The sequence below is a fragment of the Geodermatophilus sp. URMC 64 genome (genome assembly GCF_053502555.1).
In genome coordinates this window covers 5,561,606-5,586,416 of record NZ_CP199955.1, presented here as the reverse complement: position 1 = coordinate 5,586,416, position 24,811 = coordinate 5,561,606, and the positions used below count along the sequence as shown (strand labels likewise).

Here is a 24,811-nt window from a genome sequence, read left to right as displayed (position 1 = left end):
GTCACCGCGACGGATCCCCTGCGCATCAGCCCTGGCGGGCGGCGTTGGCCTGGACTGCGGTGCTCACGTACTGCGCCAGGCCGGGCGCGACCTGCTCGTAGTGCGCGGTGAACCGCTCGTCCTCGACGTACATCCGGCCCAGGCCGGCGTGCATCTCGGGCGGGCAGTCGTAGAACCACCGGCTGATGTGCTGCCGGTGCTCCTCGGCGACGTCCATCGCCTGCTCCGAGTCGGCCGCGACGCCGGACTGCAGCGCCTCGGCGAAGCGCCGCTCGACGTCGGCGCCCTCCGCCTTGATCCGCAGCCAGTCGTCCTTGGTGTAGGACGACGTCCGGCGCCGGGACTCCTTGTAGGCGTCGGTCTCGCCCCAGCGCTCCTCGGCCTCGGCCTCGTACTGCGACGGGTCGTTCTCGCCGAAGACCTCGAACCGCTCCTCGGGGGTCAGGGAGATCCCCATCGTGCGTGCCTCCATCTCCTTCTCCACGGCCGCGACCATGGCCCGGGTGCGCTCGAGCCGGTCCCGCAGCAGCGCCAGCTGCCGGCGCAGGTGCGCCACGGGATCGGCGTCGGGGTCGTCCAGCAGGGTCGCGATCTCCTCGAGGGGGAAGCCGAGCTCGCGGTAGACCAGCACCTGGTGCAGCCGGTCCAGGTCGGACGGCGTGTAGCGGCGGTAGCCCGCCGCGGTCCGCTCCGACGGCGAGAGCAGCCCGATCCGGTCGTAGTGGTGCAGCGTCCGCACCGTCACGCCGGCCAGCGCCGCGACCTCGCCCACGTTCACGGGTTCCTCCTCGTTGACGACGACGAGCCTGCGGCCTGACGCGACGTCAGGGTCAAGCATTTACCCGGGACGTGGGCCAGGCTGGCCGGCGTGGACGCCAAGGAGGAGCTGTGACGAGTACGGCGTCCGGCGGCCGATGACGCCGACCGGCACGAACCTGCTGGGCCTGGTCAAGCACGTCGCCTACGTCCAGCTGGGCTACCTCGGCGAGGTCTTCGGCCGGCCCAGCGGCCGGGCGTACCCGTGGGACGACGGCGCCGAGCCGGACTCCGACATGTGGGCCACCGCCGCGGAGAGCCGGGAGGAGATCGTCGGCACCTGTGCGTCGAGGTCGCCCGGCACGCCGGTCACGCCGACATCGTCCGGGAGCTGATCGACGGTGCCGCCGGCATGAGTGCGGGCAACGCGAACCTCCCGGAGCGGTCGGCCGCCGACTGGGAGGCCCACCGGGCCCGCGTCGAGGCCGCGGCGCGCACCTTCCGCCGCGCCTGAGGGTGCCGCGCGGGAGAGGATCGCGACCATGGACGACGACGTCTCCCCGGAGGACCCGTTCGAGCGCCGGCGCGCGGCGGACCTGGCCTACGTCGACGAGGGGGAGGGGGACGCGATCGTCTTCCTGCACGGCAACCCGACGTCGTCCTACCTGTGGCGCAACGTCATCCCGCACGTGTGCGACCTCGGCCGCTGCCTGGCGCCGGACCTGATCGGCATGGGCGAGTCGGCCAAGCTGCCCGACCCCGGTCCGGGCACCTACTCCTTCGCCACGCACGCGGCCCACCTCGACGCCTGGTTCGACACCGTCGTCCCGACCGGTCCGGTCACGCTCGTCCTGCACGACTGGGGGTCGGCGCTCGGCTTCCACTGGGCCAGCCGCAACCGAGACCGCGTGCGGGGCATCGCCTTCATGGAGGCGATCGTCACGCCGATCGTCTGGGCCGACTGGCCCGCGGCCGGCCGGAGGATCTTCCAGGCCATGCGCGGCCCGGACGGCGAGCGCAGGGTGCTGGACGAGAACGTCTTCGTCGAGCGGATCCTCCCGGCGTCCGTGGCCCGCGGCCTGTCCCCCGAGGCGCACGAGCGCTACCGGGCGCCGTTCCGCGACCGCGCCGACCGCTGGCCGACCCTGGAGTGGCCGCGGCAGATCCCGATCGAGAACGTCCCGCCGAGGGTGCACGACGTGGTCGCCCGGTACGGGCAGTGGCTGGCGCACAGCGACGTCCCGAAGCTGTTCCTCAACGCCGAGCCGGGCTACCTGCTGGTCGGGCGGCCACGCACCGTCGTCCGCAAGTGGCCGGGACTCACCGAGGTGAGCGTGCCGGGGGCGCACTTCGTCCCCGAGGACTCGCCGCACGCGATCGGCCGCGCCCTGGCGGAGTGGCTGCGCACACTGGAGCGGTGACCGACGCCGACCTGCGCGCCGACTGCGCGCGCTGCTTCGGGCTCTGCTGCGTCGCCCTGCCGTTCGCCCGCTCCGCCGACTTCGCCGTCGACAAGCCCGCGGGCACCCCCTGCACCCACCTGCGCGAGGACTTCGGCTGCCGCATCCACGGGCAGCTGCGCGAGCGCGGCTTCGCCGGGTGCACCGTCTTCGACTGCCAGGGCGCGGGGCAGAAGGTCTCGCAGGTCACCTTCGGCGGCCGGGACTGGCGCGGTGACCCGGGGACGGCGCGGCGGATGTTCGCCGTCTTCCCGGTCGTGCGGCAGCTGCACGAGCTGCTGACGTACCTCGCGGAGGCGCTCCGGCTCGACGCCGCCCGGACGTTGCACGTGGAACTGCGCACGGCCTACGAGCAGGTCGACGCGCTCACGCGAGGCAGCGCCGACGAGCTCGAGCGCTGCGACGTCGCGACCGTCCGGGCCGAGGTGAGCGCGCTGCTGCTGCGGGCCGGCGAGCTCGCGCGGGCGGGGCTCTCCGGCGCCGATCACCGCGGGGCGGACCTGATCGGTGCGCGGCTGCGCGGCGCGGGCCTGCGCGGGGCGAACCTGCGCGGCGCCTACCTCATCGCGGCCGACCTGCGCGGTGCCGACCTGCGCACGGCCGACCTCATCGGGGCCGACCTGCGCGACGCGGACCTGCGGGGCGCCGATCTCACCGGCGCGCTGTTCCTCACCCAGGCCCAGCTCGACGCCGCCCGCGGCGACGCGACCACCCGCCTGCCCGCGGCGCTGCGCCGTCCCCTGCACTGGGCGCTCAGAACAGCAGCTGGAACAGCAGCAGCACGTTCAGCGCGATGATCAGGCCCGCCACGACCGTGGCGAGGAGCGTGGTGCGGCGCTGGTTCACCAGCTCGCCCATCACGTCCCGGCGCCGGGTCAGCAGCAGCAGCGGCACGAGCGCGAACGGGATGCCGAACGACAGCACCACCTGCGAGATCACCAGCGCCCTGGTGGGCTCCAGGCCGAGTGCCAGGATCGCCAGCGCCGGGAACATGGTCAGCGCCCGGCGGGCGAACAGCGGGATCCGGCGGCGCAGGAAGCCCTGCATGATCACCTGGCCGGCGTAGGTGCCGACGCTCGCGGAGGCGAAGCCGGACGCGAGCAGGCCCAGCGCGAACAGCAGCGCCGTCGACTCGTCGAGGACCGCGCCGAACCCCTCGTACGCGCCCTCCAGCGTGTCGGTGTCGCCGAAGTCACGGCCGACGAGCAGCGCGGCCGCGACGAGCAGCATCGCCGCGTTGACCAGCCCGGCCAGGCTCATCGCGACCGTGACATCGATCCGCTGGGCCCGCAGCGCCTGCCGTTTCTGCCGGGTCGAACGGGCCTGGATGGTCTCGGTGACCAGCGCCGAGTGCAGGTAGATGGCGTGCGGCATGACCGTGGCGCCGAGGATTGCCGTGGCCAGCAGGAGGCTCTCCGCGCCGTCGAAGCGGGGCACCAGCCCTTCGGCCGCCCCGCCCGCGTCGATGTCCGCGCGCAGCACCAGCAGCAGGAACGCGGCGACGATCATGCCGAAGTAGGCGGTGATCGCGCCGATGAAGCGCCGGTCCCCGTCGGTCTGCAGGGCCAGCAGCAGGAAGGCCATCGCCCCGGTGATCAGCCCGCCGACGAACAGGTCCACCCCGAACAGCAGGTGCAGCGCGATCGCGCCGCCGACGATCTCTGCCAGGTCGGTGGCCATCGCCACGAGCTCGGCCTGGGCCCACAGCCCCAGGACGACCGGACGGCGGTAGTGCGCCCGGCAGTTCTCCGGCAGGCTCTGCCCGGTGGCCAGGCCCAGTTTCGCCGACAGGCTCTGCACGAACATCGCCATGAGGTTCGCCGAGACGATCACCCAGAGCAGCAGGTAGCCGAACTGCGCGCCGGCGGAGATGTTGGTCGCGAAGTTGCCGGGGTCGACGTAGGCGATCGCGGCGACGAACGCCGGGCCGAACAACGCCAGCCGCCGACGGCGGTCGGCCCGGATCGCCGCTTCCCTCTCGAGCACGGTCAGCCCTCCCGGCGCCTAGGGTCGGGGCCGTGAGTGGGGAGGGCCCGCGTGGCTGGGTTGTGAACCTGCATGGTGCCGTTCTCGACGCCACCGCGGTAGGGCCCGGAACACGGCTCCTCGACCTGGGCTGCGGCGCCGGGCTGTTCGCGCGCGCCGCGGCGGACCGCGGCGCCCGGGTGACCGGGATCGACGTCGACCCGACGGCCGTCGCGCAGGCCGCCGCGGAGGTGCCCGAGGGGTCGTTCGCGGTCGGGCGTGCGGAGGACCCGCCGGCCGGCCCGTTCGACGCCGTCGCCGCGGTGCAGCTGCTCATGCACGTGGCCGACCCGGTAGGGGTGCTGGCCGTCGCCGGGCGCCGCGCCCCGGTGGTGGCGGCGACCGTGTGGGGGCGGGAGGAGGAGTGCGACGTGCGCGTCTTCGGGGAGGCGCTCGCCCCGTGGCTGGGACCGCGGCCGCCTTCCGGCCCGGCGCTCACCGACCCCGAGCGGCTGCGCCGGCTCGCCGAGCGGGCCGGCCTCGCCGTCGAGCGGCTCGACGAGGTGGTCTGCCCGTTCGACTACGCCGACGAGGACGAGCTCCTCGGGCCGCTGTTCGACTCCGCGCTGGGGCGGACGGTCGGCCGGCGGGCCGGACCGGTAGCCATGCGCACGGCCGTGCTCGAGCGCATGGAGCCGTACCGCACGGACGACGGCGGCTACCGGCTGAACAACCTCTTCCGGGTGCTGGTCGCTCGCCCGGCGTGAAGGGTCAGCCGGTGCCCGCCGAGTCCGCATACCGGGTCTTGAGGAAACTCCGGCAGAACTCCCCGTTGCTCTCGATGCCCAGCCGGGTGAGCCGCGCCCGCCGCAGGTGCAGAGGGACCTGCGCCGAGTCGACCCGGCTGCCGTCGGGGTGGATCAGCAGCGGCGCGTCGTCGTCGTCCCGCAGCCCCAGGGCGGCCCGGCGACGGCGGAGCCGGTCGAGCTCCGGCGACGCCGGTACCGACCCCAGCGTGAGCTCGGCGAGCTCGTCGGGGCCGACCCCGGCGTCCACCAGCGGCCGGGCCACGCGGTCCTGCCCGGCGACGACGGCCTTCTCGAGGAAGTACCGCCGCAGCTCGTCGAGCTCGGCGTCGGCCTCGCCGGAGAACGTCTCGACGAAGCCGGCGTGCGCGGCCACCCCGCCGTTGATCTCCGCCGAGGCGTGGTGGTCCTCGAGGGAGATCTCCGCGCGGGTCACGCCCTCGACCGCCGACACCGCGTCGTAGGCGTCGGCGACCATGAGGAACGAGAAGTTGGGCGCGCAGAAGAACGTCGGCAGCCGCAGGCGGACCACGGCGACGCCGTCGCCGGAGACGGTGCACGAGGCCACGAAGTCGAGATCCGTGATGGGCTCGTCGAGCTCCGGGTCGAGCACCGTCCCCAGCGCCTGCCAGACGGAGTCGCGCAGCATCAGGCCGGTGACCCCGCGGCGGCCGCCTCGGTGAGCAGCTGCTCGCCGGGCTTCTCCTGATCGCCCGCGGACGTGGGCAGCTGGCACTCGGCCGGCACCTCGATGCCGTACAGCTTGGCCGCGTTGAGGCCGAGGATCTTCTTCTTGGTGGCGGTCGTCGGCCGCGGGTAGTCGGTGAACGCCTCGTCGTCGGGCATCTGCCAGTCGACGAACTGCTCGATCTGCCACTTCGGCGTCCAGATGTTGTAGTCGCTGCCGAAGGTCAGGCGGTCCTCGCCGACCCAGAACAGCAGCTCACCCATCACCTTGGCGAAGAACTTCGGCCGCGAGTGCATGAGCCCGCCGATGACGACGGAGAGGCCCGCGTAGACGTTCGGTTCCTGCACGGCCATGTAGGCGAAGTCGTCGATCCGCGGGATGCCGGCGTGCTCGATGATGAAGTTCAGGTCCGGGAAGTCGGTCGCCGTCTGGTCGACGTCGTCCATCGAGAACGCGTCCTTGTTCAGCGGCCAGATCGTCGGGCCCTTGTGCGCGTGGATGTTCGTGATGCCCAGTTCCCGGCACTTCTCCAGGAACCGGTAGGACTCCTTGTCCGTGAGCTTCCAGCCGCGCGAGCCGTTCTCGTGCCATTCCGCGGTGTAGACCTTGACGCCCTTGAGGTTCCAGCGCCGGGCGTCCTCCTCCAGTTGCTTGAGGCCCGCGTCGCCGTCCCGGGGGTCCCAGCGGCCGTTGACGATGAACTTGTCCGGGTGCTTCTCCAGCAGCGCGCCGTTCTGCTCGACGGTGTTGAAGCCGTCGCGGTACCAGTACTTCAGGTACGTGGACTGGAAGATGGCCTTGTCGACGTAGCCCTCCTCGAACACGTCCCGCATCAGGTCCTCTTCGGAGACCTTCAGGTAGTGCTCCCAGTCCCAGTGGGTCTCCGGCGGGGCCAGCTGGTGGTAGCCGTAGAAGCAGTCGATCCAGCCCTTGGCGTACTGCTCACGCCCCTGGACCCAGTTCTCCCTGCTGGCGTCCCAGAAGTGCATGTGGGCATCGACGACGAAGTACTTCTCGCCATTCTTCTCGTACATGTACGCGCACCTCTCGCGTCGTTTTCTCGGACTGCTCGGAGGATCGGGAAGGATCAGGGGACGAGAATGGCGCGACCGCGCACCTTGCCGGCGTCGAGGTCGTGCAGGGCGTCGACGGCGTCGTCCAGCCGGTACTGCTGCGTGTGCAGCGTGACCTTGCCGGCCTGGGCCAGCACCATGAGCTCGGCCAGGTCGGTGTAGGTGCCGACGATGTTGCCGACGACGTTCTTCTCGCCCGCGACGAACTCCAGCGTCGGGATCCGCAGCTCGCCGCCGTACCCGATCACGTAGTAGGAGCCGGCCTGGCCGGTCATGTGCCAGCCGTCCATCTCCGCGCCCTGCTCGGCGACGAAGTCGAAGACCACGTCGGCGCCGCCGCCGGTGAGGTCCTGGACCGCCTGCACCTGGTTGCCGTCGGCGAGCACGGTCTCGTCCGCGCCGATCTCCCCGGCCAGCTTCAGGGCGTCGGGGTTCTTGTCGACGACGACGATGCGGGTGCCCGAGAGCGCGGCCAGGCACTGGATGCCGATGTGACCGAGGCCGCCGGCGCCCTGCACGACCGCCGTCGTCCCCGGGTGAAGCAGGGGCAGGGCCTTGCGGACGGCGTGGTAGGCGGTGATGCCGGCGTCGGCGAGCGCGGCGACGTCGGCGGGGTTGGTGGACGGGTCGAGCTTCACGCAGGCGCGGGCGGTGGTGCGCAGGTACTCGGCCATGCCGCCGTCGTTGTTCGACAGCCCGGGGAAGAAGGCGTTCTCGCACTGCATGTCCCGGCCGGCGCGGCAGGCCTTGCAGAGCCCGCAGCTGGGCTGGGGGTGCAGGATCACCGTGTCGCCTACGGCGACGTTGGTGACGCCCTCCCCGACCTCGTGCACCCAGCCGGCGTTCTCGTGCCCGATCACGTAGGGCAGGTCGGGGTTCTGCAGCTCGGCCCACTGCCCCTCGAGGATGTGCAGGTCGGTGCGGCAGACGCCGGCGCCGCCGATCTTGACGATGACGTCCAGCGGCCCGGTCAGCTTGGGTTCGCCGATGTCGTCGATCGACGGGTCCTCGTGGTAGCGGTGGACGCGGACGGCTCGCATGCGCTCGTCTCCTCCGGCTCGGGCGACCTGTGAACCGGAAACGTACGGATGCGCTGGTGTGGCACGCGTCTCAATCTGAGACACCGGTGACGTGCTGGAGCGGCCCCGTCCAGGGCCCCGCCCCCCGAGCGTGCGAGGGGGGCGGGGAGGACGAGGCCCTCATCCCATAGAGGGGCCGAGGCCCAGGGACTGCGGCGTGCTCGCGTCCGGCGAGGGCTGCGGGATGCCCTCGTCGAGCGGTCCGAACTCGGTCATCAGCGCCTTGTTCCAGGGCGTCTGCTCCTCCGCGACCAGGGAGTTCGTCGTGAGGACCAGCCCGGCCACCGAGGCGCCGTTCTGCAATGCGGAGCGGACGACGCGCAGCGGGTCGATCACGCCGAGCTCGACGAGGTTGCCGAACCGGCCCTGCAGCGCGTCGAAGCCCTCGTCGACCGCCATCGTCCCGACCTGCTTGACCACGTCCGCGGCGTCGTAGCCGGCGTTCTCCGCGATCAGGTGCACCGGCTCGGCCAGCGAGCCGCGGACGATCTCCACGCCGACCCGGTAGTCGCCGGAGACGTCGAGGTCGTCCAGCGCGGGCTCGGCGTGCAACAGCGCCGCGCCGCCGCCGGCCAGGATCCCCTCGGCCATCGCCGCCCGGGTCGCCTGCAGGGAGTCGTCCACGCGGTGGCGGATCTCCTTGGCCTCGGCGTTGGTCGGGGCACCGACCTTGATGACGGCGGCCTTGCCCGACAGCCGGGCGATCCGCTCGGACAGGAAGTCCTGGTCGGTGCCGATGGTCGCCCGCTCCAGCTCCGCGCGCAGCTGCGACAGCCGCCGTTCGCGGGCCTCCGGCGCCCCGTGCCCACCGATGATCGTGGTGTGGTCGCTGGTCACCCGGACCTGGTCGGCCTGGCCGAGGTGCGCCGTGGTCATCTGCTCCAGGGCGAACGACGACGCCCGCGAGTGCACCTGGCCGCCGGTCAGCGCGGCCATGTCCTCGAGCAGGTGGATGCGCTTCTCGCCGAACCCGGGAGCCTGGATGGCCACGCACTGGAAGATCCCGTTGACGTGGTTGTGCACCAGCATCTGCAGCGCGGTGCCCTCGACCGCCTCGGCCACGATCACCAGCGGCTTCGGCGCCCGCATGATGCTGTCGAGGACCGGCATCAGCTGCTTGACGTCGGTGATCTTGTGCGCCGTCAGCAGGACGTAGCAGTCCTCGATGACCGCCTCGAGCCGGCCGAGGTCGGTGACCATGTACGGCGAGACGTAGCCGTTGTCGAACTCGAAGTCCTCGACGAAGTCGACGTCGATCCCGAGGACGGCGGAGTCCTCGACGGTGACCACGCCGCCGTCACCGACCGCGTAGAGAGCGCGGGCGACCGCGGTGCCGATCGTCTCGTCGTCGTTGGCCGAGATGGCGGCCACCCGGCGGAAGTCGTCCTCGTCGCGCAGCGGGTGGGCCACGCCGGCCAGGTGCTCGACCAGCCGGGCGACGGCGACGTCGATCCCGCGCTTGACCAGCACGGGGTTGCCGCCGTTCTCGATGGCCGCCATGCCCTGCTTCACGATGGCCTCGGCGAGCACGATCGCGGTCGTCGTCCCGTCGCCGACCGTGTCGTTGGTCTTGATCGCCGCTTCCTTGACCAGCTGCGCGCCCATGTTCTGGAACGGGTCGCGCAGGTGGATCTCGCGGGCGATGGTCACACCGTCGTTGGTGACCTCGGGGGAGCCGGTGATCCGTTCCAGGATCACGTTGCGCCCCTTCGGGCCGAGCGTGCTCTTCACCGAGGCGGCGAGCTGCTCGACACCTGCCTGCAGCAGGTGCCGTGCGTCGGCGCCGAATCGCAGTTCCTTGGCCATGAGGGTCCTCCTGGGGCCGCGGGCCGCCCGATCCGTGGGGCCAAAGTGGCCACTTTGGCCCCACGGCCGGGAGGGGTGGGGACGGTCGGTCTTTCTGCGCGGGTGGGAACCGGCCGAGCGCACGCGCCGGCCGCACGGGGCCGCCGACCGCGGCGCGCAGTGCGCCGGGCCGGCGGCCCCGCAGCAGGTGATCAGCCGGCCTACGAGACCGGGCGGAGGTCGAAGCCGAGGTACTCGGCCGCCTCCTCGGGGTTGGCGAACATGATCGTGCGGTCGTCCTCGTGGACCATGCGGCCGTAGTGGGTCGACATGCTCTCCTCGAGGTCGGCCGAGGTGAAGGAGCCCGGCTCCTCGCCCAGTGCCTCGGCCAGCTCGTCGTAGACGAAGTCCATCCGCTGGTCGGCGTCGACGCGGATCATCGACGGCAGGTAGGTGACCGTGACGCCGGGCTTGGTCCGCATGACCTCGGCGACGACGTGACCGACCTGGTCGTTCATCAGCGTGATCCCGGCGCGGTTGGACGAGGTCTTGTTGACGGCGCCGAACTCGGTCGCAGCCGTGGTGGTCACTGGGCCAGCTCCTTCGGGGTCTCCAGGCCGAGATCGGACAGGATCCCGGCGAAGCGGTTCTTGGCGCGGTCGAGGGAGTCCTCGAACCGGGGTGGACGGGCGTCGGGCTGCGACCACAGCGGCTGCATCGTGCGCGCGGCGCCGAGAGCCCGCGGCACCCAGTGCGCCAGCCACTCCTGCATCAGCCGCTTGTTGTGGTCGGCGAACTCGCGGTCCTGCACCAGCGGGCCGAAGCAGGCCTGCGTCCAGCGCAGGTCGCGCTGGGCGTAGTCGTACTCACCGGCGCCGACGATGGTGGGGGTGACGAAGTCGCCGTTGCCCGGGGCGGCCTGCATGACCAGCCCGCTGCGGAACAGCTCGCCGATCAGCGGTTCGAAGACGATGTTGGTCGCGAAGATCGCCTCGCCCCAGTCGTCCTCGATGGCCGGCAGCGCCTCGGTGACCTCTCGGACGCCCTGCCACTCGGCGTCCTCGTTCCACGACGACAGGTGGGCGGTGCCGTCGAAGTCCGGCACCTCCTCGGTCAGCGTGAGGTTGTAGAGGGCCAGGTCCTGGGCGAACCGGATCTTGTGCGCGCTGTTCACCGCCATCGCGGTGTTGTGCATGTTGGTCGGCCCGGAGCGCTCGTTGCCCGCGAAGACGTAGAGCCCGAGGATGTGCTCGACGTGCATCCAGGCGCCGACGCTGCGCTCGACGAACGTGACCCAGTTGCGGCTCCACTGCTCGAAGGCCTTGGCGTTGCGCGCGTTCTCGATGTTCTGGTTGACCTGCCGGACGACGTTGGCGTTGTACCGGTAGATCGTCTGCTCCCACTCCTCGTTGGGGTCGCGGAACTCGTGCCAGCCGTGGGCTGGCCAGTCGAGGTCCTTGCCGCCACCACCGGTCCCCACGCCACGCTTCGGCTCGGGCTTGTCGACGCCCCAGGCCTTGAGCTTGGTCCAGTTCAGCGGGTAGCCGACCTGCCCGTCGGCGAAGCCGTAGATCCAGCCCTGCGACAGGTAGTGCCGGGGGTCGGGCTGCACCTCGACGGTGACGTCCTCGTAGTGGGTCTGCTTGCGCTTGGCCGGCTTGTAGTAGTTGTAGCGCCGGGCGCTGGCGCTCGAGTCGGGGAACTCCTTGGCCCCGGCCTCGGCGTCGGTGAAGCTGACCCGCGGGACGCTCCGCTCTGGCCGCGCGGGTACTTCGGCGACGCGGGGCTCGGTGGTGGTCATGGTCAGTCCTCGCCTTCCGGTTCACCGGTGGTGGTGAACTTGTCGTAGAAGATGTGGTCCTCGCTGCGTCCGAGCCGGGGGAGCAGGACGAGCGCCGCCTCGACCATCGGCGGCGGTCCGCAGACGTAGACGTCCACCCTGCTCAGGTCGGTCTCCCGGCGCGCGACGACGTCGGTGATCAGGCCGGTCTCGCCGCCCCATCCGTCGTCCGCCGCCGGCTCGGACAGCGCTGGGACGAACGTGAGGCCGGGCAACTGCTCGGCGAGCTTGGCGAGTTCCTCCTCGAAGCACAGGTCCCGCACGGTCCGTGCCCCGTAGTAGAAGGTGACCGGGCGGTCGATCCCGCGTTCGGCCATCGACCGCAGCAGCGCCAGCAGCGGTGCGATGCCGGCCCCGCCGCCCAGGAACAGCAGGTCGTTGGTGCTGCTCTCGCGCAGGCGGAACGCGCCGAACGGCGCCTCCACCTGCAGCCGGTCACCGACCTTGATCGAATCGGCCAGGAGCCCGGAGAAGAGCCCCCCGGGGTAGACCTTGATGACGAACTCGAAGATCCCCTCCCGGTTCGGGGTGTTCGCCATGGAGAACGACCGGGTCGCGTGGTGGCCGGGCACCTGGAAGTCCATGTACTGGCCGGGGAAGTACTTGATCTCCTCCGGTTCCAGCAGCCGGACGACGAGGTGCCGCATGTCGTGCGTGACCGGGTCGTTGGCGACCACCTCGACCGTGCCCTGCCGCAGCGGCAGCCCCGAGGCGATGATCTCCTCGTCGTAGTTGAGGAGCTCGATCACCAGGTCCTCGTAGGCGTGGGCCCGGCAGAGCAGGGTCTGGCCCTCCTCTCTCTCGAAGTCGGGCAGCGCGAAGGTCGAGTAGCTGTCCAGCTCGATGTCCTCGCCGTCCAGGACGAAGGACTTGCAGGAGGCGCACTGGCCCTCCTTGCAGCCGTGCATGAGCTGGACGCCCTGCTCCGCGGCCGCCCGCAGGATCGTCTGGTCGGAGTCGACCTCGATCTCGATGCCGACCGGTTCGAACCGGACGGAGTACTTCTCGCCCATGGGCTCCACCTCTGGGTCGTCGCGGGTCGGCCCTCGGGCCCCGCGGATCGCGGGCAGCCTTCAGCCATTGATGAGGGGGTGGCGGGGGAGGGCCGGGGGGCACCCGACCCTCCCCCTCGCCTGACCCGCGCTCAGGCGCTCTTGGCGGGTGCCGGACGGCCGGCCGGGCCCTGGCGGTGGTAGTCGGCGACGAACGCCGCCCGCTCCTCGTCGGTCATCTCGTTGAACAGGACGTTCGGGCTCTGCAGCACGCCGAGCCGCTTCAGGTGCTCGGTCGTCCACATCTTCTTCGGGTCGAGGTTCAGATGCGGCTGCGCCGTCATCGTCTTGCCGTCGTCCCGCACGAAGCCCATGTCCTCGACGACCTTGTCCCAGGTCCAGCCGTGGTACAGGGTCTCCCACTCGCGGTGCCCCACCAGCCGGCCCATGTTCGGGGTCTCGCGGCCCTGGTACACCGGGCGGAAGGCCTCGACGTCGGTCCACCGGCAGGTCTCGCTGCAGTACGTGCGGTGCACGCCGTCGACCTCGGCGGTGCACATGTCCTCACGGATGAGGCAGGGCACCATGCAGGTCCAGCAGCGGTTCGGGTACACGTAGTCGACGTCCTCACCGACGATCGGCTTGTGCCCGTTCGGGATCGACAGCCGGCGGTAGTTCTCCCACCACTTGCCGTACTTGTCGTACCAGCCCGGGTACTTGTGCTCGAACCACTCGAAGTCCTCCTCGGTCATCGGGTCGATGCGCCAGTAGTTGGCGAGCCACCCGGTGGCGAAGAACTGCGCGACCTCGTGCACGTAGCCCTTGTTCCAGATCCGGTTCCAGGCCTCCTCGATCAGGTCGTGCGGAATGGTCAGTCCGTACTTCTCGAGCGGGACCAGGTAGCTGCGGTAGTAGTCGTCGTAGATCCACCGGCGCCACATCTCCGCGTAGGACTCGCGGTCCTTGCGGCGGTCCTTGGTGCCGTACTCGATGAAGGTCCCGATCGCGGCGTCGACGACGGCGTGGTTGTTCCACCACGCGTAGCGCAGGTCGCGCTCGAGCAGTTGCCGGTTGCCCTCGTCCGACAGCGCCATCAGCAGCGTGGCGTAGCCGTTGGAGATGTGCCGGGACTCGTCGGACTGCACCGAGTGGAACACCGTCGGCAGCAGGTAGTCGCCGTTGGCCGCCGCCTCGGCCGGCATGGCCACGAACAGCGTGTTCGTGAACGCGGTCTCCGCGACGATCGTGAGGTAGATGCTGGCCGCGGTGATCGCGTCACCGGTGATGAAGCCCTCCGCGAACTGCCGCCCGATCGTCCCGCAGTAGTCGTTGTGGAAGTTGCGCAGGCTGTTGTTGAAGCCGGCCGGGTCGATGTAGTTGTTCATGTACAGGCGCTTGAGGTTCTGCTGGATCGTCGAGTGCCGGACCTCGTCGATCATCTGGATAGCCTGGCCGTTGTGCAGCTCCGGGTTGGGCACCGCCTGGAACAGCATCGGCATGGAGCGGGCCGCCGAGATCTCGGGCAGCGGGATGATCGACAGGAACAGCTTCTGCCACTCCAGCCAGCGCTCCTGCACCTGGCGGAACATGTTGCCGCGGATCGCGCCGTCCTCGGCGCCGTAGACGCGGTTGTCCTTCTCCTCCTCCATCGGGAAGTAGGACCGCAGGATCTGCTTGAGCGGGTCCTTCTTCTGCGCCTTCCGGAAGGTGTAGTCGGTGCCGTACTTCATGTACGGCTCGTGGTAGACGGGTTCCCAGGCCAGCTCCTGGATCTTCTGGTGGGCCTTCGCCAGGCTCTGTCGACTCACGTCGACTCCTCACGGTCGGGGTCGGGACTCGGGCGGTGCCGGGGCCCTCGGCGGCGGGGCGCCGGAGGCCGCGCGGCAGCGCGTTCTCGGTTCCTCGGAAGCCGCGACGGACACGGGCGTCGTGGACCCCGGAGGCGGCGAGCAGCGCGGCGCGGTGCCCCCTGCACCGTGCTCCTCGTGCTACGGATCACAGTGGCTCGCCGGGCCGTGAGTGGTCTCAATATGAGACGTCGGCCGATTCGCCCGTTCCTAGGGTTGAGCTCCCTAGGGTTTGTCGTCCGGGTGCCACACCCAGGCGTTGATGCGCTCCTCAGAGACGAGGGAGGCGACGGGTGGCCGTGTCGAGGGGATCGGGCCCGAAGCTGGCACGCGGCCGGGCCGGCGTCCCCGCCGTTCCCGGCGGGGACGACGTCGCGCGGGCGCGGACGCTGTTCCTCGTCGACGAGCCCGTGCTCCCCGGCGTCGTCCGCGAGCCGATCCTGGCCTCCTGGACGCGGTCCCGGCTCTGGCAGATCCGGCCCGACCACCTCGACCTGCCGTTCGAGCCCGGTGCGGACGACGACTCGCTGCTCAACCGCGCCGCCGAGCCCGTGCTCCGCGACATCGCCGACCTGTTCGCCACCGAACCGGTCAGCGTGATCCTCTGCGACGCCGACGGTGTCGTGCTCAGCCGCCGCACCGGCGACAGCGCCCTGAGGCAGCACCTGGACCGCGTGTGGCTGGCCCCCGGGTTCAGCTACGCCGAGCAGTTCGTCGGCACCAACGGCATCGGGACGGCGCTGGAGGCCCGCGGGCCGGCGCAGGTGTTCGGCCACGAGCACTACGTGGAGCGGCTCGAGGAGCTGGCCTGCGCGGGCGCCCCGATCCGCCACCCGGTCACCGGCAAGGTGCTCGGCGTCGTCGACCTCACCTGCTGGCAGCGCGACGCCGGGCCGCTGCTGGTCGCGACCGCCGGCACGCTGACCCGCCGGATCGAGCAGATGCTGCTCGAGCACAGCGGGCAGCGGGAGCTCGCCGTCCTCAACGACTACCTGGTCGCCTGCCGGCGCAACCGCGGCCCGGTGCTCGCCATCGGCGAGGACCTGGTGATGATGAACGACAAGGCGCGGGAGGTGCTCGACCCGGCCGACCAGGAACCGCTGCTGGCCGAGGCGACCGAGGCCCTGGCGGAGGGCCGCCGGCATCCGCTGCTGATCGACCTGCCGAGCGGGCGGACGGCGCGGGTGCACATCCGGCCGACGGTCAGTTCCAGCGGGGTCGCCGGCGGCGTGCTCGACGTCCAGCTGGTCCAGTCGGCGGCCGCCGCGGACGCGCGGCAGGCCGTGGCGGCGCCCAGCCCGCTGCCGGCCGCGGTCGGCTCGGGCCCGGCCTGGACCAAGTGCTGCGCGGCCGTCGACCGCCACCTGCAGGCCGGTGAGTGGCTGGTGCTCGAGGGCGAGCGGGGGTCGGGCCGCGAGACGGTCGCCCGGGCCGCCCACCAGGCGCGCACGCCCGCGGCCCGGCTCCGGGTGCTGCACGCGGAGGACGCCGGGCCGGACTGGGTGTCCGAGGTCGCCGAGGAGCTGGCCGCCGGCGGCGGCACGGTGATCCTGACCGACGTCGACCGGCTCCCGCGGGAGGCGATGGCCGAGCTGGCCGACGTCCTGGAGCCCTACCGCGAGTCCACCGACTCGGACCGGCCGGTCCTGATCGCGACCGTCGGGCCGCTCGGCCGGGAGCCCGACGCCGAGCTGACGGCGCTGCTGTCGGCCTTCCCCCGCACGGTGTCGGTGCCGCCGCTGCGCCACCACATCGAGGACGTCGCCGAGCTCGTGCCGCACCTGCTCTCCCGCCTCGGCCACGGCTCGGTCGTCACGGCGTCGCCGGAGGTCATGCGAGTGCTGACGCACAACCGCTGGCCGGGCAACGTCGACCAGCTGGTCGCGGTGCTGCGCAAGGTGGTCGCCAAGCGGCGCTCCGGCGTGATCGGCGTGCGCGACCTGCCGCCGGAGTGCCGGGTCACCACCAAGCGGGTGCTGACCCCGCTGGAGTCCCTGGAGTGCGACGCGATCGTGGAGGCGCTGCTCGACGCCGGCGGCAGCAAGGTGGAGGCGGCCCGCCGGCTGGCTATGTCGCGGGCCACCATCTACCGCAAGATCCGCGACTACGGCATCTCCGTCCCGACCGCTGCCCAGCCCATCGCATGACCGAGGAGGCGCTCGTCATGGGACACCCGCTCACCACCCGGACGCTCGCCCGCACCGTCGTCATCGGGGCCTTCGTGGTGGCGCTCGCGGTCGCCGGCCGCCCGGGCTGGCTGGCCACCCTGCTCGGGGTGCTGCTCGTCGGCGTGTGGGCCGCCCCGTACCTGCTGGTCAGCAACCGGCGGCGCCCGGTACGCGTTGTGGCGGAGCCGCGGGAGGCCGGCCCGACGGGCTGAGCGGCGCGGTCCCGCGCGGTCCCGCGCGAGAGCAGCGTCACGGTGTGCCGGGGGTCGTCGGCCGGTAGCCTGGGGGTCAGCGAAGGGGAGTAGCCCCCAATGTCGCGGTCGACACACTGACCGACGCCGGTCTCCCGGCGGAGGTCCGGCCGCGCGGCCTGCGTTCCGGCAGGCGGGCGAGACCTTCGATCCAGGCAGCACGTGCCGGGTCGAGGTGTCGCGCTTCGGACCGGCCGGACCAGAGAGGCCCGCACCGCCCCGTGGACGCAGTCCTGATCAGCACGCTCATCTCCTTCGGCGTCATCTTCGTCGCCGAGCTCGGGGACAAGTCGCAGCTCATGGCCCTGACCTTCGCCACCCGCTTCAAGGTGTGGCCGGTCCTCATCGGCATCACCGTCGCCACCGCGATCGTCCACCTTGTCTCGGTCGCGATCGGCTTCGGGCTCGGCGCCGCGCTGCCGACGGGCTGGATCAACCTCGCGGCGGCCGTCGCGTTCCTCGCCTTCGGCGCGTGGACCCTGCGGGGCGACACCCTCACCGAGGACGAGCAGGAGAAGGTCAACCGGGCCGGCAAGCGGGCGATCATCGCCGTCGGCACGGCGTTCTTCCTGGCCGAGCTCGGGGACAAGACGATGCTCGCCACGATCACCCTGGCCACCGACCCCGACTACGGCTGGTTCGGCGTCTGGCTGGGGTCCACGCTCGGCATGGTCGCGGCCGACGCCCTGGCCATCGTGGTCGGCCGGGCGCTGGGCAAGCGGCTGCCCGAGAAGGTCATCGCCTACGGCGCGGCGGCGCTGTTCTTCCTCTTCGGCATCTGGCTGGCCATCGAGGCCATCGCCGAGCTGGCCTGATCAGGCGGCCGGCGCCTCCGCGGGCGCCGCGTCGGCCACGGCCACGACCGCGCGGCGGCGGTGGCGCACCACCAGCGGGGCGATCCACACGGCGACGAGCGCGAGGGCCGGCACGAAGCTCGCCCACCCGGGCCGGCCCGCCAGGGCCAGGGCGAGCAGGAAGGCCAGGACGACGACCGTCCGGCAGACGGTGGGGATCGACGGCAGGGACACGAAGAACCACGTCCTCTCGGCGTTCGCGGGAACCACCCTCCTCCTGCCCGGGCTCCGGCGCCAGAGGGGCCAACCGGTGGCCCCGCGGGGCCAGCCGCGAAACACGGGTGCGGCCGAGGAGCTCGGCCGCTACGGTCCGCGCCATGCCGTTCCGTTGACGCGCTGCCTCTCCTCCCGCGCTGACCCCGCAGGCGCGACCGCTGGCCCGGCTCGCGCTGGCCTGGTCGGTCGCCGACTCCCTCGTGCCGCTCTACCCGATCTACGCGCTGCTCTTCGTCGACGCGGGGCTGTCGGAGGCGGCCGTCTCCGCGCTGTTCGCCGTGTGGTCGGTCAGCGCCCTGCTCGCCGAGGTCCCCACCGGCGCCCTGGCCGACCGCTGGTCGCGCCGCGGCGCGCTGGTGCTCGCCTCGCTGCTCGAGGCGGCCTGCTTCGCGCTGTGGACGGCGGTGCCGACGGCGGCCTCCTTCGCCGTGGGCTTCGCGCTGTGGGGCGTCGGCGGCGCGCTGGCCTCGGGCGCGGCCGAGGCGCTGGTGTACGAGGGCCTGGACGCCGCCGGCGCGAGCCCCGCCTACGCGCGGGTGTCGGGCTGGATGGGCGCGGCGGGCCTCGTCGTCCAGGTGCCGACGGCGTTCGCCGCGACGGCGCTGTTCGCCCTGGGCGGCTATCCGCTGGTCGGCTGGGCCAGCGTCGCCGCCTGCCTGGTCACCGCGGTCCTGGCGACCCGCTTCCCCGAGCCGCCCCGCCGGCACGACGGCGACGGCGCGGCGGAGGTGGCCGGCTTCCTGCGCACGCTGTGGGGCGGGGTGACCGAGGCCGCCCGCCGGCCGGGCCTGCGCGCGATCGTCGTCGCCGCGGCGCTGCTGGGCGGGATCGACGGCGTGGAGGAGTACTGGCCGCTCATGGCCGGCGCCTGGGGCGTGCCCCCCACCGCGGTCGCGCTCGCCACGCTGGCCGTCCCGCTGGCCGGCGGGGTCGGTGCCGCGCTGGCCGGCCGCGCGGAGCGGCTGCCCACCCGGTGGCTGCTCGCGCTGCTGGTGGCCTCCGGCCTGTTCCTGGCCGCCGCGGGCGCGTGGGCGCGGCCGGCCGCGCTGGCCGCCGTCGCCCTGTTCTACGGCCTGTACTGCGCGGTGCTCGTGGTCGCCGAGGCCCGGCTGCAGCACCGCATCACGGGCCCGCACCGGGCGACGATCACCTCGGTCGCCGGGTTCGGCATCGAACTGGCGTCGCTGCCGGTGTTCGCGGCGTGGGCGGTCGGGGGGACCGGCGCGGTCGCGCTGCTGGTGCTCGCCGTCGTCCCGGTGGTGGCGGTGGGACTACGCCGGCGGTGACCCGAGCGCGGCGAGCATGCCGGCGGTGTCCAGGTAGACCTCGAAGCGGGCGATCCGCCCGTTCCGGACGGCAGCGCGGGGGACTGGTGGACTGACGCAGTCGGGGGCGAACAGCTCCATGATCCGCTGCACGTCGGCCCGGCCGAACGCGTCGTAGACCGCCTCGACCACGTCGACCCCGGTCATGTCCTCTCCACGGGATGGGCCTCCGCCGCGGCGGCGGTGGCCGCGCGCAGGACCTCCTTGACCGGCAGGCGCAGCTCCCGCGCGAGCGCGGCGACGTCCTCGTACTCGACGCTCACGTTGACCGCCCGTCCGCCGGCGCGGGCGATCTTGACGCCGACCGACCCGCCGAGCACCTGCACCGACGCCGTCGTCCGGTCCAGGGCCACCTTGCCGACCGGGACCACCCGCAGCCCGATCGTCGACGTGGTGGCGAACACCGCCGCCTGCACGGCCGGGACGGCGGCGGGCGGGCACAGCGCGCTGACCACGTGCGCCGGGCGGCCCTTCTTCATGACGATCGGGGTGAGCCAGGCGTCCGAGGCGCCCGCGGCGAACAGGGCGTCGAGCACGCCCGGCCACAGCCGCGGGTCGAGGTCGTCGACGTTGGCCTCGAGGACGACGGCCCCCGGGTCCTCCGCCGCCGGCTCGCCCAGCACCAGGCGGACGACGTTGGGCAGCTGCGCGGGGTCCCGCCCGCCGGCGCCGTAGCCGGTCCGCGCGACCCGCATCGGCGGCAGCGTCGTCCACTCGTCCACCAGCTCGGCCAGCAGCGCCGCGCCGGTGGGGGTGCACATCTCGGCCGGCACCGGGCCGGCGACCACCGGCACGCCGGCCAGCAGCTCGAGCACCGCCGGAGCCGGCACCGGGACGACGCCGTGCGCGCCCCGGGCCCAGCCGCTGCCCAGCGCGACGGGGGAGGCGGTCAGCCGGGCGAGCCCCAGGTGCGCGAAGCCGGCGACCACGCCGACCACGTCGGCCAGCGCGTCCAGGGCGCCGACCTCGTGGAAGTGCACGTCGTCCGGGTCGGTCCGGTGCACCCGACCCTCGGCCTCGGCCAGCCGGCGGAAGACCGCGAGCGCCCGGTCGCGGACGTCGCCGGCCAGGTCCGCCGCCGTGAGGATCGCCCGGACGTCGGACCAGGTGCGGCGGGTGGCGGTCTCCGGCGCGGTGACGTGCACGCGCGTCGCGCCGAGGCCGTGCCGGGTGACCTGCTCGGTGCGCAGTCCGATCCGCTCGACCCCGAGGGCGGCGACCGCGCGGGCGGGGACGTCGAGCGGCACGCCGGCGTCGACCAGCGCGCCGAGCAGCATGTCGCCGCTCGCGCCCGCCTGCAGATCGAGCCAGCCGAGGGTCACCGGGCGATCATGCCTGTCGCCGGGAGCGGTCAGGGGCGGGCGGTACGGCGAGCGATCCGGGCGGCGAAGACGCCGGCCGACCAGCCGTCGTCCACGGTGCTGACGACGACGCCCGGCGTCGGCGTGCCGACCATCGTGAGCAGCGCGCCCAGCCCGGCGAAGCTCCCGGTCTGCCCGCTCGACGTCGGCACCGCGACCACGGGGACGTCGGTCGCGGCGGCGATCCGGCCGGCCAGCGCGGCGTCCGGTCCGGGGACCACGACCACGCAGTCGGCGCCGGCGAGCGGATCGGCGTCCTCGACCCGGGCCACCTCGGTGCCGGTCACGCGGGCGACGAAGGCGACCTCCGCCGCGACCGGCGCGTCGTCGCCGGCACCCCCGACGACGGCCACGCGGCCGACCGGCTCGGGCAGCGGCCCGACGGCAGCGGCCATCGCCGCCGCGTCCAGCGTCGTGCAGCCGCCGTGCTCGGCGGCCAGCGCCACGAGGGTCTCGGGGGCGGCGCGCAGCACGAGCGCGGGGCGGTCGGGGTGAGCCCGGCGCGCTTCGCGGACCAGCGCCAGCACCTGCTCGGTGCTGCGCCCGGCGCCCCGGACGACCTCGGGCTCCGTCGCCGAGAGGGCCTCCGGCGTGCGCGCCGGGACGCGCCCGGGCAGCGGGGCCAGGGGAGGGTCGGCCGGGCCGCCGAGCCCGAGCGGCGGGTCGACCGGCAGGGGACCGTCCACGAGCAGGGCGGCGAAGCCGTGGGCCGGCGGCACGTCGGTGACCGGGGCGTCGGCGACCGGGGCGTCGTCCGCCGGGACGGCGGGGGTGAACAGGCTGTCGGCCCGCGTCTGGGTGACCGCGGAGAGGCGGACGACGCGGTCCCGGCCGCTGCGCTTGGCGTCGTACAGGACGCCGTCGGCCGCGGCGAACAGCGTGCGCCGGTCGTCGCCGCGGGCGGCCGAGGCGATGCCCACGCTGATCGTCACCGGCCGGTCGAGGCCGAACTCCGACCAGTCGTAGGAGGCGATCGCCCGGCGGATCCGCTCGAGCGCGTGCTCGGCCTGCTCGGCGGTGGTGTCGGGCAGCAGGATGACGAACTCGTCGCCGGCCCAGCGGCACACCTCGTCGGTGTCGCGGACGCCGTCGACCAGCAGCTCGGCCACCACCCGCAGCACGGCGTCCCCGCCCGGGTGGCCGACGGCGTCGTTGATCGACTTGAAGTGGTCGACGTCGACCACGGCGAGGCCCGGCGCGGAGCCGGCCGAGAGCAGCCCGTCGAGGCGCGCCTCGGCGTAGCGCCGGTTGGGCAGGTGGGTGAGCGGGTCCTCGTAGGCCTGGCGGCGCAGCTGGCCGGCCGCGCGCTCGGTCTCCAGCAGGCTCTTGCGCCGGCCGAACAGCTCCACCCAGCGGGTCCGCCGCTCGTCGACCCGGTCCAGCTCGTCGGAGATGTAGGCCTGCAGGTAGGGCAGCGCCCGCCCGGCGTCGTCGAGCTCGGAGTGCAGCGTGCACAGCTCCCGCAGCGCGGCGCGGCGCACCCGGGGCAGCCCGTGCTCGGTGGCCAGCGCCAGTGCCTGGGTGAGGTGCTCGTCGGCGCCGCGGCCGTCGCCCTGCCGCCGCAGCGCGCGGCCCAGCGCCAGCTGCGCCGAGGAGAGCAGCGCGCGGTCGGCGGTGGCCGAGGTGATCCGGACGGCGGCGCGCAGCGGACCGGTGGCGGCCGCGTGCTCCCCGAGGCCGACCAGCGCCCAGCCGTGCACGACCTGCGCGGCGACCACGCCGGGCTCGTCGGGCGGCAGCAGCTCCAGCGCGCGCTCGGCCATCCGGCGGCCCTCGGCGAAGTGCGGGGCGGCCGACTCGGGGGCGCCGTCGTCGAGCAGGCCCTCGCCCAGCTCGGCGCACAGCTCGCCGAGGCGGGTGGCGTGCGCGGCCACCAGCACCTCGGGGTCGCCGTCCTCCGGTGACAGGGCCCCGGGCGCGGCGGCCGCGGCGACCGCCGTCTCGTGGGCGCGGCGCTGGTAGTCCAGGGCCAGCGGCATCAGCTCGAGGTCGGCCAGCACCCCGGCCAGCGTCGAGAGCGTGTCGACCAGCAGCGCGCTCGGCGGCAGTGCCGGGTCCAGCAGGCTGGCCGCCTCGACCGCCTCGTCCATCGCCGCGTCGATCCGGCGGGAGAGCAGCTCGATGCGGGCGTGCCGGGCCAGGCCGGCGGCGCGCTGCAGGTCGTCGTCCGTGGCGTCGAAGGCGGCCTTGGCGGAGCGGACCAGCGCGATCGCCAGCGCGGCCCGGGAGGCGGACTCGGCGCGCGGGTCGGCGCCGTCGTCCCCGGTGCCCTCGATCAGCTCGGCCACCCCGGCGTGCAGATCGAGCGCGGGCGCGGCCTCGGACGCCGGTCCCAGCGGGTCGCCGACCAGCGTGAACCCGGCGACGCGCAGCCGCCGGACCAGCAGCTCGGCGCGGAGGGTGTCGGCCCAGGCACGGCCCAGGTCGGCCGGGCTCTCGGTCTCGGGGACCTCGTACGGGGAGGGATCGCGCTCGACATCGGCGAGCAGTTCCTCGGCGTCGTCCAGCTGCCAGTTCGCCAGGGCAGCGGTCACCCGATGATGCAGGGCTCCGGGTGGCACGAGCGCACTGTGCACGTCGTCCCCACCGGTGTCGAGCACCGGTCGGGAGGCGCGCCGTCCCCCGTCCGTCCTGCCCCACGCGCCCCACACGGTCATGCGGAGGCCTGCGGATCGGAGGAGGGCAGCATGCCACCCGGGGCCCGCACACGGTTGCGGCCGCTCCGCTTGGCGGAGAACAGGTGCAGATCGGCGGTGTCGAACAGCGCCCGCCAGCCGACCGTCCCGTCCTCGCCGGCCGGTGCGGTCGCCACGCCGATGCTGACCGTCACCGGTCCCGCCAGCGGGAGGTCGGACCAGTCCGCGCCGGCCACGGCCGCCCGCAGCCGGTCCATGACGACGACGGCCTGCGCCTCGGTCGCGGTCGGGAGGACGACGAGGAACTCGTCCCCGGCCCACCGGTACACCTCGTCGCCGGTGCGGCTGTGCTCGCGCAGCAGGTCGGCGACCCGCTTCAGGACGGCGTCGCCCGAGGAGTGCGAGCCCTCGTCGTTGACCTCCTTGAACCGGTCGACGTCGACCACGGCCAGCGAGAGCGGGGCCTCGGCGAGCTGCAGGGCGCCGAGCCGTCGCTCCGCGCTGCGCCGGTTGCCGAGCCCGGTGAGCGGGTCCTCGAGCGCGTGCCGGCGCAGCAGCGCCGCCTGCCGCTCGGCCTCCCGCAGCCGGCTGCGGCGGACGAACATCTCCGCCCACAGCTCGCGGCTGCGCGCCTGCGCCCGGCCGGTGTCGGCGCGATAGGCCTCCAGCCAGTGCAGCGCCTCCCCGGGCCGGCCCAGCGCGGCGGTCGCCTGGCCCAGCTCCAGCAGGCAGTGCCGGTAGCGCCGCCGGTCACCCGCGGCGGCGAACGCGCCGGAGGCGTCGACCAGCAGGTCGATGGCCTGCTCGCCGAGCGCGGGCTTGCCGTCCCGCGCGGCCAGCAGCACGAGCAGGCGGGCGAGGGCGAGGTCGGCGTACCCGCGCAGCCACACGCCGCCGTCGGCCTGCACCCGCCGGTGGGCGCTGCGCATGGGGCCGAGGGCGTCGTCGAGGGCGTCGCGGCAGGTCAGGGCCCAGGACTGGACGACGTCGAGCAGGTCGCCGTCGGCGTCCTCGGGTTCGTGCCCCAGGGCCCGGGCGGTGGTGGCGCAGTCGATCGCGGTGCGGGCGAGCTCGCGCGAGCGGTCGATCTCGCCGCGCCGGCGCAGGGTCTGCGCCAGCTCGGTGTGCTGCTGGGCGGTGAGCAGCAGCAGGCGCCACTGGTCGGCGAGGTCGGGCAGCTGCAGGGCCACCCCGTGCCCACGGAGGGCGTGGGCGACGGCGAGCTCCTCGAGGTCGAGCGCGGTGAGGGTGCGGGAGAGCCAGAAGTGCGCCTGGAGCAGGGCGCGGCTGGGGGCCGGGGGCGGGGAGCCCTCCGTCAGCAGGCTGGCGTCGATCGCCAGCAGCATCGCCGCGTCGAAGCGGTCCGCCGTCACCTCGACGTGCGCGAGGTGGGCGAGGGCCAGGGCGGTGTCGGCGGTCGGCGGCCACTTGTCGAGCGCCTCCCGGGCGGCGGCGACTTCCTCACCCGCGGCCTCCGGCGCCGACTCGAGCAGCGCGCGGCGCGCGGCGAGGATGTGCCGCCAGACGCCCCAGCGCGGCCCGGTCGCCGTGGCGAGGGCGGGCTCGGCGTGGTCGAGACCGGCGAGGAAGGCGGCGGCGTCCTGGCGGTCGGTCGCGGCCAGCAGGCGCCACAGCGCAGCGTCGAGGTCACTCTCGGTGTCCTGGACCGGGCCGGGCGTCACGCGTCCCTCCATACGACGGGGCGAGCC

The 24,811-nt window shown here is 73.4% G+C and carries 22 protein-coding genes and 1 pseudogene; 8 read left to right on the top strand and 15 right to left on the bottom strand.

Annotation, left to right across the window (positions count from 1 at the left end):
• Positions 1–25: 25 nt before the first annotated feature.
• A complete protein-coding gene (locus tag ACWIYF_RS27410; RefSeq protein ID WP_448625988.1) occupies positions 26–778 on the bottom strand; it encodes a MerR family transcriptional regulator in 753 nt (250 codons plus the stop codon).
• A gap of 136 nt (positions 779–914) precedes the next feature.
• Here ACWIYF_RS27410 and ACWIYF_RS27405 point away from each other — a divergent pair.
• The 3 genes and pseudogenes from ACWIYF_RS27405 to ACWIYF_RS27395 all read left to right on the top strand — a co-directional run.
• Positions 915–1,099 (top strand): annotated as a pseudogene (locus tag ACWIYF_RS27405) (mycothiol transferase); the annotation flags it as partial.
• 199 nt (positions 1,100–1,298) lie between these two features.
• Entirely contained in the window at positions 1,299–2,177 is an 879-nt protein-coding gene (locus ACWIYF_RS27400; protein ID WP_448625987.1) for a haloalkane dehalogenase, read from the top strand.
• Positions 2,174–3,013: a pentapeptide repeat-containing protein gene (locus ACWIYF_RS27395; protein WP_448625986.1), complete on the top strand. Its 840-nt coding sequence runs from the start codon at positions 2,174–2,176 to the stop codon at positions 3,011–3,013. The genes ACWIYF_RS27400 and ACWIYF_RS27395 overlap by 4 nt, the downstream gene beginning before the upstream one ends.
• Here ACWIYF_RS27395 and ACWIYF_RS27390 read toward each other — a convergent pair.
• A complete protein-coding gene (locus ACWIYF_RS27390; RefSeq protein WP_448625985.1) occupies positions 2,970–4,202 on the bottom strand; it encodes an Nramp family divalent metal transporter in 1,233 nt (410 codons plus the stop codon). The genes ACWIYF_RS27395 and ACWIYF_RS27390 overlap by 44 nt on opposite strands.
• A 32-nt stretch (positions 4,203–4,234) precedes the next feature.
• Here ACWIYF_RS27390 and ACWIYF_RS27385 point away from each other — a divergent pair, with 32 nt between their 5' ends.
• Entirely contained in the window at positions 4,235–4,948 is a 714-nt protein-coding gene (locus ACWIYF_RS27385) for a class I SAM-dependent methyltransferase (protein ID WP_448625984.1), read from the top strand.
• A gap of 4 nt (positions 4,949–4,952) precedes the next feature.
• Here the strand turns inward: ACWIYF_RS27385 and ACWIYF_RS27380 are convergent, their stop codons facing one another.
• The 8 genes from ACWIYF_RS27380 to ACWIYF_RS27345 form a co-directional block, all read right to left on the bottom strand.
• The gene (locus tag ACWIYF_RS27380; RefSeq protein ID WP_448625983.1) at positions 4,953–5,636 is read right to left on the bottom strand and encodes an iron-sulfur cluster assembly protein; all 684 of its coding nucleotides are present in this window, start codon (positions 5,634–5,636) and stop codon (positions 4,953–4,955) included.
• Positions 5,636–6,709, bottom strand: coding sequence for an amidohydrolase family protein (locus ACWIYF_RS27375; protein ID WP_448625982.1), 1,074 nt, complete (start codon positions 6,707–6,709; stop codon positions 5,636–5,638). The genes ACWIYF_RS27380 and ACWIYF_RS27375 overlap by 1 nt, the downstream gene beginning before the upstream one ends.
• A gap of 53 nt (positions 6,710–6,762) precedes the next feature.
• Entirely contained in the window at positions 6,763–7,788 is a 1,026-nt protein-coding gene (locus ACWIYF_RS27370) for an NAD(P)-dependent alcohol dehydrogenase (RefSeq protein WP_448625981.1), read from the bottom strand.
• A gap of 159 nt (positions 7,789–7,947) precedes the next feature.
• Positions 7,948–9,633, bottom strand: a complete 1,686-nt coding sequence (gene groL, locus ACWIYF_RS27365; protein WP_448625980.1) for a chaperonin GroEL — start codon at positions 9,631–9,633, stop codon at positions 7,948–7,950.
• 200 nt (positions 9,634–9,833) lie between these two features.
• Positions 9,834–10,202 (bottom strand): propane 2-monooxygenase effector subunit MimD, encoded by a 369-nt coding sequence (mimD, locus tag ACWIYF_RS27360; protein ID WP_448625979.1) that lies wholly within the window; start codon positions 10,200–10,202, stop codon positions 9,834–9,836.
• Positions 10,199–11,413, bottom strand: coding sequence for a hypothetical protein (locus ACWIYF_RS27355; RefSeq protein WP_448625978.1), 1,215 nt, complete (start codon positions 11,411–11,413; stop codon positions 10,199–10,201). Before ACWIYF_RS27355 ends, mimD begins: the two co-directional genes overlap by 4 nt.
• Positions 11,414–11,415: 2 nt before the next feature.
• Positions 11,416–12,465, bottom strand: coding sequence for an FAD-binding oxidoreductase (locus ACWIYF_RS27350; protein WP_448625977.1), 1,050 nt, complete (start codon positions 12,463–12,465; stop codon positions 11,416–11,418).
• Between the two features lie 131 nt (positions 12,466–12,596).
• Entirely contained in the window at positions 12,597–14,252 is a 1,656-nt protein-coding gene (locus tag ACWIYF_RS27345) for a hypothetical protein (protein WP_448625976.1), read from the bottom strand.
• A 332-nt stretch (positions 14,253–14,584) separates the two neighbouring features.
• Here ACWIYF_RS27345 and ACWIYF_RS27340 point away from each other — a divergent pair, with 332 nt between their 5' ends.
• The 3 genes from ACWIYF_RS27340 to ACWIYF_RS27330 all read left to right on the top strand — a co-directional run bounded on the left by ACWIYF_RS27340 (position 14,585) and on the right by ACWIYF_RS27330 (position 17,525).
• Positions 14,585–16,438: a sigma-54-dependent Fis family transcriptional regulator gene (locus ACWIYF_RS27340; RefSeq protein ID WP_448625975.1), complete on the top strand. Its 1,854-nt coding sequence runs from the start codon at positions 14,585–14,587 to the stop codon at positions 16,436–16,438.
• A gap of 17 nt (positions 16,439–16,455) precedes the next feature.
• Entirely contained in the window at positions 16,456–16,671 is a 216-nt protein-coding gene (locus tag ACWIYF_RS27335) for a hypothetical protein (RefSeq protein WP_448625974.1), read from the top strand.
• A gap of 260 nt (positions 16,672–16,931) precedes the next feature.
• Positions 16,932–17,525 (top strand): TMEM165/GDT1 family protein, encoded by a 594-nt coding sequence (locus ACWIYF_RS27330; RefSeq protein ID WP_448625973.1) that lies wholly within the window; start codon positions 16,932–16,934, stop codon positions 17,523–17,525.
• Here the strand turns inward: ACWIYF_RS27330 and ACWIYF_RS27325 are convergent, their stop codons facing one another.
• Complete coding sequence (locus ACWIYF_RS27325) at positions 17,526–17,774, bottom strand: hypothetical protein (protein WP_448625972.1); 249 nt, start codon at positions 17,772–17,774, stop codon at positions 17,526–17,528.
• 206 nt (positions 17,775–17,980) lie between these two features.
• Between ACWIYF_RS27325 and ACWIYF_RS27320 the strand changes: the two genes are divergently transcribed.
• Entirely contained in the window at positions 17,981–19,066 is a 1,086-nt protein-coding gene (locus ACWIYF_RS27320) for an MFS transporter (protein ID WP_448625971.1), read from the top strand.
• On the opposite strand, the gene ACWIYF_RS27315 is transcribed toward ACWIYF_RS27320, so the two are convergent.
• From ACWIYF_RS27315 to ACWIYF_RS27300, 4 genes are all read right to left on the bottom strand, one after another.
• Positions 19,052–19,252: a hypothetical protein gene (locus tag ACWIYF_RS27315; RefSeq protein ID WP_448625970.1), complete on the bottom strand. Its 201-nt coding sequence runs from the start codon at positions 19,250–19,252 to the stop codon at positions 19,052–19,054. The genes ACWIYF_RS27320 and ACWIYF_RS27315 overlap by 15 nt on opposite strands.
• A complete protein-coding gene (gene larC, locus ACWIYF_RS27310) occupies positions 19,249–20,427 on the bottom strand; it encodes a nickel pincer cofactor biosynthesis protein LarC (RefSeq protein ID WP_448625969.1) in 1,179 nt (392 codons plus the stop codon). Before larC ends, ACWIYF_RS27315 begins: the two co-directional genes overlap by 4 nt.
• 29 nt (positions 20,428–20,456) lie before the next feature.
• Positions 20,457–23,000 carry a diguanylate cyclase domain-containing protein gene (locus ACWIYF_RS27305; protein WP_448625968.1) on the bottom strand — a complete coding sequence of 848 codons (2,544 nt, stop codon included), beginning with the start codon at positions 22,998–23,000 and terminating at the stop codon, positions 20,457–20,459.
• Between the two features lie 119 nt (positions 23,001–23,119).
• Positions 23,120–24,784 carry a diguanylate cyclase gene (locus ACWIYF_RS27300; protein WP_448625967.1) on the bottom strand — a complete coding sequence of 555 codons (1,665 nt, stop codon included), beginning with the start codon at positions 24,782–24,784 and terminating at the stop codon, positions 23,120–23,122.
• Positions 24,785–24,811 lie beyond the last annotated feature (27 nt).

What these genes read in the sequence shown, in the direction of transcription:
- ACWIYF_RS27400 (WP_448625987.1), top strand. Translation starts at nt 1,299, where the DNA reads ATGGACGACGACGTCTCCCCGGAGGACCCGTTCGAGCGCCGGCGCGCG.
- ACWIYF_RS27380 (WP_448625983.1), bottom strand. Translation starts at nt 5,636, where the DNA reads ATGCTGCGCGACTCCGTCTGGCAGGCGCTGGGGACGGTGCTCGACCCG.
- ACWIYF_RS27375 (WP_448625982.1), bottom strand. Translation starts at nt 6,709, where the DNA reads ATGTACGAGAAGAATGGCGAGAAGTACTTCGTCGTCGATGCCCACATG.
- ACWIYF_RS27370 (WP_448625981.1), bottom strand. Translation starts at nt 7,788, where the DNA reads ATGCGAGCCGTCCGCGTCCACCGCTACCACGAGGACCCGTCGATCGAC.
- groL (WP_448625980.1), bottom strand. Translation starts at nt 9,633, where the DNA reads ATGGCCAAGGAACTGCGATTCGGCGCCGACGCACGGCACCTGCTGCAG.
- ACWIYF_RS27355 (WP_448625978.1), bottom strand. Translation starts at nt 11,413, where the DNA reads ATGACCACCACCGAGCCCCGCGTCGCCGAAGTACCCGCGCGGCCAGAG.
- ACWIYF_RS27350 (WP_448625977.1), bottom strand. Translation starts at nt 12,465, where the DNA reads ATGGGCGAGAAGTACTCCGTCCGGTTCGAACCGGTCGGCATCGAGATC.
- ACWIYF_RS27335 (WP_448625974.1), top strand. Translation starts at nt 16,456, where the DNA reads ATGGGACACCCGCTCACCACCCGGACGCTCGCCCGCACCGTCGTCATC.
- ACWIYF_RS27315 (WP_448625970.1), bottom strand. Translation starts at nt 19,252, where the DNA reads ATGACCGGGGTCGACGTGGTCGAGGCGGTCTACGACGCGTTCGGCCGG.